The sequence below is a fragment of the Frankia sp. Hr75.2 genome (genome assembly GCF_949319125.1).
GTDB classification, from domain to species: Bacteria; Actinomycetota; Actinomycetes; order Frankiales; family Frankiaceae; genus Parafrankia; species Parafrankia soli.
In genome coordinates this window covers 22,859-29,839 of record NZ_CASGGV010000335.1, presented here as the reverse complement: position 1 = coordinate 29,839, position 6,981 = coordinate 22,859, and the positions used below count along the sequence as shown (strand labels likewise).

Below are 6,981 nucleotides of genomic sequence, written 5' to 3'. Positions count from 1 at the left end.
TGCCTCATCGCCGGTGGCGGTCACCGGCCACATCGTGTACGCGGGGATCGGCGGATCACCTTTTCGCCTGGGTGGATTCCCTGCGCGCTGGTGGGCGCGCCGCGGGCGGCGGTGAGGAGCCCTGCCGGCCGGGGCGCCGGTGAAATCCACCGAGCTGGTTGGGCGCGGAATCTTCCCGGCGGGCTGCTTGAGATCAGGCTGAAGGTCGCCTGCCTGTTCGCCGGGCCGGGCGGAGAAGCCTTTCCGGTGATGTCCGGAGAACGCCGACAGCGCGGGCCAGATGGCGCGCGTCGGGAGAAGGCGTGACGTTTGCCGGTCAGCCGGGTGGGTGGTGGCGGGGGTGGGCCTGGTCATGCGACCGGTCAGGGTGCGGCGACGACGTCGGTCGCGGTACCCCACCGCTCTTGTGGCCGGCGGTTGGGACCCATGTCGGTAGACACAAGTAGGTCCGCGCTGTAATCGTGGCCGCACACCCACTCCTTATGCGACCGACGGTCGCTTGCCAGTGGATGAGTATGCGGGCGATGCTCGCATACCGTCAAGACGGAACCGGAGGGCCCTGTGACATCTTCACCACCCGCGGTGACCGATGGTCTCCGGTCGCCCGCTCACGGCGACGGAGCCGCACCGACCGAGGAGACGGCGGTACCCGCTGAGCCCGGATCAGCCCGCTGGTGGGCGGAGCGCGCCCTGGTCGACCGTCGCCGCAGGCCGCGAGCCGGCGGACTGTCCACCGAACGCATCGTCGAGACGGCCCTGGAGATCCTCCGCGAGGAAGGGCTGGAAGCGCTGACCGTGCGCTCGGTCGCCGAACGGCTCGGCACCAGCAACGCCTCGCTTTACCGGCACATCGCCAGCCGCGACGAGCTGATCGCCCTCATCGCCGACCACGTGATGGGCGACATCCGGCTCGATCGCACCGGCCGCGGCTGGCGCGCCGACGTCGAGGCACTGATGCTCGAGATGCGCAGGGTCACCCTCAGCCAGCCGCTGCCCCCGTCGGCTGGGCGGAGCAAATCGGGATCCGGATCCGGGCCGAACATGCTGCGCCTCGTCGAATTCGCCCTCGCCCTGTACCTCGAGGCCGGACTGACCGACAGACAGGCGGTCTACACGACCATAACGATGATCGAGTTCGTTGGCGGTTCCACCAACATCCGACGCAGCCCCGCCGGTCGCGGCTCGAACGGAGTGGCCGGAGCAGCCGACCTGCGTCAACTTCTCGACGGACTACCCGCCGACGACTTCCCGGCGCTACGTACGGCCGGGAATCTCTACACCGCCGCCTCCGCCGACGACGTCTTCACCCACGGCATGACCCTCTTCCTCGACGGCGTCGCCAGCCAACTCCCCAGCAATCAATAACCGCACCGCAGATACCCGACCCCTGAGAGGCCAAGCTTGAACAGGGCGGCTGCGCCGACCCAGGGGATGCTGCGAGCTGCGTGGCGCTCGCCGTTCCAACAGTGTTGGTGCCGCCTTTTCGTCATGCCGTCAAATTTGTCATGGGCTTGGTGGGCTCGCTGAGCAGATCACGCCCGTACAACTCGCCGCGTCCGTGAACAGGTAACACCCCGCCGACTACCCTCAGTACAGGCCGAGGAACTGTGGATCAAGCGCTAAGAGGGCGCCTCGCGTGGCTTTGATAGATCTTTGAGGCCATGTTCGTCGACAACCTTCTGTCAGCAGCTCGAGGTGCTGGACGAACTGTCCGAGCTGCTGCTGGACGAGGAACTGTCGTAGCTACTGCTCGACGAACTACCGGAGCTGCTGTGGCTGTCGGAGCCGCCCCAGGAGTCCGAACCCGAGTGACAATGATCGTGATGACCGCCGTGAACATGATGGTTGTGGCCGTACTGGTCGCCGTGGCGGTGGCCGTAGTGGGCGTGGCTCCAACCGCCGTCGCCGTCGTCGGAACCGCCACTGCTTCCCCTCGGTTCGGCACCGTTCTCGGGGCCGTGCAACTCGTCGAGCCTCCACCGGGTCAGGCGCGGCAGGAGCAGGAGGATCGAAATCATCGTGACCGCCGTCACGCCAGCGATCATCGGCGCAAGCAGGAATCGCTTGTCCGCCGGGAGCATGAAGGAGACCGAAAGGGCCCCACCTATGAGAAGCACCGGGACCGCGTGCAGACCAGCTATCACACGTGACATGTCCTGAGTTGTAGCGCGGCCGATCAGCCTCCCACCGCGATCGACGCCGACCCGACAGGTGGGCGCGAGCCGGGGTTCGCGCCACCGAACCTGACCCCGGCCGGCGCACCTGCCAGGGCGCCCCGGCCCCGGCTCCCCGCCGGCGACGGGTCTGGAGCCGCGGACGAACATCGACCAACGGGCCGGGTCGCGATCTCGTGCCCGGATCAACACGCCTCTACCTGCGGATCTACCTGCGGAGCAGGATGGCGGTCGCGTCATCGTGGCGCTTCTCCTGGCGGCGTGCAGCCATCTCGGGTGCCTCGGCGCGCTCCGCCGCGCGGGTCCGGCGAATCAACTCGGCAGGCCCCGGCTTGTCCAGAAGATCCACCAGGCCCAGCCAGTCCAGCACGCCGAACTGTTCGACGAGCCGGGACGCGCCGTCCGACAGCAGGGCCGCGCGGTGGACCTCGTCAGCCGGCACCGAACCGGTGACGGCCTGATATGCGGCGTCAGGGTTGGTGGAAGCCACCCAGAACCCGCCCGGCTGGTTCCGGGAACGGGCCACCCCGTCTGCCGAGTAGTCCGGCAGGTGCGCTATCCGGTCGTCGATGATCGGGCGGATGGTTCTGCCGAGGTCGAGGATCAGCGGCGAGTCGGCAAGGACGAGGTATTCGAACTCCTCGGATGTCCACCGCGCGATGACGGCGGTAGAGCTGGGACTGTTGGGGTTCGACAGGTCGCAGTCGGGGCCGTGCTGGCGGCAGGTTGCCTGGATGGACTCGGCAAGCAGGTCTGGGAGAGCTGGGAGAGCTGGGAGAGTCTGCTGCGAGCCGAGTAGCCGTTGGGCGAGCTCCCCCGCGAGGGTGCTGGCGAGCCAGCGGACGTCGTGCACGCACCCGGAGACCACACCGGCACGGGCGGTCGCGCCGTCGAGGATGAACGCCCAGCCGTCGCCGACGGCGACCGCGTCCTCGTTGACCCGGCCGGGGGTGTGCTCGGTGGCGAAGGTCGCGCGCATCAGTCTGGGATCCTGAAATGGTTGAAGGGCTGGGCCGTGTCACCTGCGATCACAGCGTGCATACCTCCACCAGCCGACCGCCGACAGCGTAGGCAGGACGTCAGCCTGCCAGCGACGCTGGCATCGCCGCAGCCCGCGGCGACTGCACCCCGCTACAGCCGCTTCGTCACGACATTCGCCGTGACGGAGCCCTCCTTGTTCAACCCACCCTAGCCGAATCGTCACTGTACGAATCTAAATGATTGCGATAAGCTTCCTTGCGGGGGTGTGGGTGATGCTCAAACTCCGCAATGTCGTCGTTTCTGCACATAGTCCGTGGCGTCTGACCGGTTCGGGTCGTACGCCACGAGTGTTGTGGTGCGCCATCATCACCTCCCTGGCGCTGCTGGGGCTGGATGTTGCTTTCGCGGTGCTGCTGGACCTGCGCTCCGCCCGCGTCGCCACGGACCTCGTCTCCACCGCCGCCCAGTTCGCCGCCGCGGCCGCCTGCTTCTGGACCGCCCGGCGGGTACGCGGGGCGGAGCGCCGCTGGCGGGTGCTCGTCGGTCTCACCGCCGCCGGGGCGATGCTCGCCAGCCTCTCGATCGCACCGACGTTGCTGGCCGGAGATCTGCCCCACAGGCAAGGCATGTCCCCGGCGTATGCCGTCTTCCTCAGTTTCTACGGGGTGGCCCTGGCCGGGCTGCTGTCCCTGCCCACCGACCCGGTGGACAGCCGGGCCGGGAGTGCTGGCAGGCGGTGGTACGGCGCCCACCGCTGGCATGCGATCACCCTGCTGGACTGCCTGCTGATCGCCGGCTCGCTCGTCCTGCTGCAATGGGGGACGGTGCTCGCCCCGCTCGTCCAGACCGGCCCCGGTCTCAGGCCGTTCCGGTTCGCTCTGACCCATCAGGGTGCCGGTCTGATCCTCGCCACCGCGGTCGTGCTGATCGCCTGCTTCCGCCGACCCCGTGCCCCGGCGACGCTGGCACTGCTGGGCACCGGCCTGCTGGCCTACGGACTCACCACCAACGTCATGGCCTACGTCGCCGCGGAGTACGGGTTCCACCTGCCGCCCTGGGGCCTGATCGGGTTCGCTCTCGCCTTCCTGCTGGTCTTCCTCGCCGCGTTCGTCCCGGTCCCGACCCCCACGCCCCCCGAGGGCCCCGCTCCGCCCAGCCCGCGGGCGATGTGGGCCCACGCCGCGTTGCCCTACGCCGCGCTCACCGCCGCGGGCCTGCTGATCCTGGGCAAGCTGACCACCGGTGCCCGCCTCGACCGGTTCGAGACCTACGGCATGATCACACTGCTGGTGCTCGCCCTGCTCCGGCAGATGGTCACCCTCGCCGAGAACACCCGGCTACTCGCCGAGATCCGGGAACGCGAACGGCAACTGCACCACCAGGCGTTCCACGACCCGCTGACCGGCCTGGCGAACCGGACACTGTTCACCCGCCGGCTGCAACGAGCCCTCATCCAAGGCACCGACAGCGACACCACCCACACCCCCGCCGTCACCTCCGGCGAGGACACGGTGTCCGTCCTGTTCCTCGACCTTGACGGCTTCAAAAAGGTGAACGACACCTTCGGCCACGCCGCCGGCGACGAACTCCTCCAGATCAGCGCCGACCGGCTACGCGCGGAAACCCGCGCGATCGACACCGTCGCCCGCCTCGGCGGCGACGAGTTCGGCGTCATCCTCGACGGCGGCGGCCCCGACGACCCCCGCCGCATCGGCGAACGGCTCGCCACCGCCATCCAGGCCCCCTGCCTGCTGGCGGGGCGGCCCTACACCCCCCGCGCCAGCCTCGGCCTGGTCACCCTCGACAGCACCAGCACCAGCACCCGACCCGCCACCCCCGACATCCTGATCCACCAGGCCGACCTGGCCATGTACACCGCCAAACGCGCACAAACCGGCGGACTCGTCATCTACCAACCCGACCCGTCCACCCCCACGACCATCACCAACTGACCCATCACCGACCGCCACGACCGATCCACAGGTAGTCGGACACTCCGGCGCCTGATCCTCCTCGCAGCGGGATCAGGCGCCGGTCGTCTGTCCGGCTCGAAGGGCACCGTCGTGGGTAACGTGTCAGTCTGCCTGTCCATGGGACCTGGCGCGGCTCGCACCGTCCTTCGCCGTTGCGGCCCAGGTGGCCAGCAGTTCGAGGCCGTCACCCGAGGGTGTTTCCGCCTCGGCGGTGTAGATCACGATAGCCAAGGTGTCCTCGCCGGGAAGTTCGAGAGCCTCGTGGGCGAGTTCGAGCTCGCCGATGGCGGGATGGCGGAAGCGTTTCGTGCCGTGACGGTGCACGAAGACGTCCTGCGCAGCCCACCAGGTGCGGAAGGGCTCGCTGCGCATGGAAAGCTCGCCGATGAGGTTCATCAGCTGCCTGTCATGAGGGTCCCTGGCTGCTGCGGTACGCAACGCACCGACGGACTCACGGGCCACCTTCTGCCATTCCGGGTAGAACGCCCGTGCGTACGGATCGAGGAACGCGAACCGCATAGAATTCACCGGCTGCGTCGCGGTGGTGAACACGGGCGAGTAGAGGGCCCGGCCCAGCGGGTTGGCGGCGAGGATGTCGAAGCGGTGGTTGCACAGGAGCGCGGGCACGCCGGTCATCGAGTCCAGGACGCGGCGGATGGCGGGCCGGATCTTCGGTGCGCTCTCGCACCGGCGGGTGCGCGCCGCAGCCGGGCTGGCGGCGCGGGCCAGGTTGTACAGGTGCGCGCGTTCGACCTCGTCGAGCCGCAGCGCGCGGGCGACGGCGTCCAGGACGCTGTCGGAGACCCCGGAAAGGTTGCCGCGTTCCAGGCGGGTGTAGTACTCGACGCTGACGCCGGCGAGCACGGCGACCTCACCACGGCGCAGCCCGGCCACCCGGCGGTTCCCGTAGGCGGGAAGTCCGGCCTGACCGGGGCTGATCCTGGCCCGACGTGAGGTGAGGAACGCGCGGACCTCACTGCGGTTGTCCATCCCTCCAGGCTAAGTACCACCTCTGGTGGTTGGGGGTCTCTGCCATTACCCCCCTTGATGGTGACTCCCTCCCCGGGCGGCCATAAGCGATCCGGTCCCCACCGCGCTGGGCGACCAGGCGGACCAGCCGGCGGAACCGGGTCGGTTTCAACCCGGCGAATGGAAAGATCCACTGAGGGTCAGCAGCGGAGACGACCTGCACCCCAACATGATCCGCCAGGCAGCCCCGGGTCCCCGCACGAGGTTACGAAACAGCCTTTGGCCCGGCCTGCCAGGCTCTGACGGGGCCTCCCAGGGCTGTATCGAGCCGCCTAGCGTGGAATGGCGTGCACGCAACCACGTCGGCCCCTAGCCAGGTCCCAGCGTCGGCGCGCCGACGCCGCGGAAGGAGACCGATGCGATGAGAGTCCGCCTGCCCCCGGCCGTCGTCCCCCTCACCGCCACAGTCGGCTTTGCCCCGGCCACATGCAGCCCGTCCGCTCCCGACCCGGCCGCATCGCCGATTCCGCTATCGCAATCGCCTCCCGTAACGACATCCGCCAGGCCGGATAGCCTTGCGGCTCCCGTCGCGTCCACCACGCTCCTAACCGCCCTGGATACGCCCTGGACTGTTGTGTTCCTCGGCGGCACGCCCCTCATCATCGAGCGCGACGACGGCATCATTCCCGAAGTTCTCTACTACGGGGCCCCTCTCGTCGTGGAAACCGGGGAGTGCGCGCGGCACGCCGGCGAGTCCGGGCTGTTAGGCCTCGCCCTCGACGGGCAGAACCGGCTCTACGCCGACTTCACCAGCGCCGAGCGACCCCGACATCAATAAAGGTCATTTTCCGAACTCGCGGTGTGCTCTCCCTGGTCTGAAGGGG

6 protein-coding genes and 1 pseudogene are annotated in these 6,981 nt (G+C 68.8%); 4 read left to right on the top strand and 3 right to left on the bottom strand.

The window, feature by feature from the left end:
* Positions 1-582 precede the first annotated feature (582 nt).
* Both AC559T_RS32495 and AC559T_RS32490 read left to right on the top strand, forming a co-directional pair.
* Entirely contained in the window at positions 583-1,365 is a 783-nt protein-coding gene (locus AC559T_RS32495) for a TetR/AcrR family transcriptional regulator (RefSeq protein ID WP_498871115.1), read from the top strand.
* A gap of 443 nt (positions 1,366-1,808) precedes the next feature.
* Positions 1,809-2,150 (top strand): hypothetical protein, encoded by a 342-nt coding sequence (locus AC559T_RS32490; RefSeq protein ID WP_498871114.1) that lies wholly within the window; start codon positions 1,809-1,811, stop codon positions 2,148-2,150.
* Positions 2,151-2,382: 232 nt separating this feature from the next.
* On the opposite strand, the gene AC559T_RS32485 is transcribed toward AC559T_RS32490, so the two are convergent.
* Positions 2,383-3,153, bottom strand: coding sequence for a protein phosphatase 2C domain-containing protein (locus AC559T_RS32485; RefSeq protein WP_498871113.1), 771 nt, complete (start codon positions 3,151-3,153; stop codon positions 2,383-2,385).
* Positions 3,154-3,427: 274 nt separating this feature from the next.
* On the opposite strand from AC559T_RS32485, the gene AC559T_RS32480 reads away from it, so the two are divergent.
* Positions 3,428-5,107: a diguanylate cyclase domain-containing protein gene (locus AC559T_RS32480; protein WP_498871116.1), complete on the top strand. Its 1,680-nt coding sequence runs from the start codon at positions 3,428-3,430 to the stop codon at positions 5,105-5,107.
* 123 nt (positions 5,108-5,230) lie between these two features.
* Here AC559T_RS32480 and AC559T_RS32475 read toward each other — a convergent pair whose 3' ends face one another.
* Together AC559T_RS32475 and AC559T_RS32470 are read right to left on the bottom strand one after the other, a co-directional pair.
* Positions 5,231-6,118, bottom strand: coding sequence for a helix-turn-helix transcriptional regulator (locus AC559T_RS32475; protein WP_498871112.1), 888 nt, complete (start codon positions 6,116-6,118; stop codon positions 5,231-5,233).
* Positions 6,119-6,182: 64 nt separating this feature from the next.
* Positions 6,183-6,320: pseudogene (locus AC559T_RS32470) on the bottom strand (IS5/IS1182 family transposase); the annotation flags it as partial.
* Between the two features lie 411 nt (positions 6,321-6,731).
* On the opposite strand from AC559T_RS32470, the gene AC559T_RS32465 reads away from it, so the two are divergent.
* The gene (locus AC559T_RS32465) at positions 6,732-6,935 is read left to right on the top strand and encodes a hypothetical protein (protein ID WP_112108975.1); all 204 of its coding nucleotides are present in this window, start codon (positions 6,732-6,734) and stop codon (positions 6,933-6,935) included.
* Positions 6,936-6,981 lie beyond the last annotated feature (46 nt).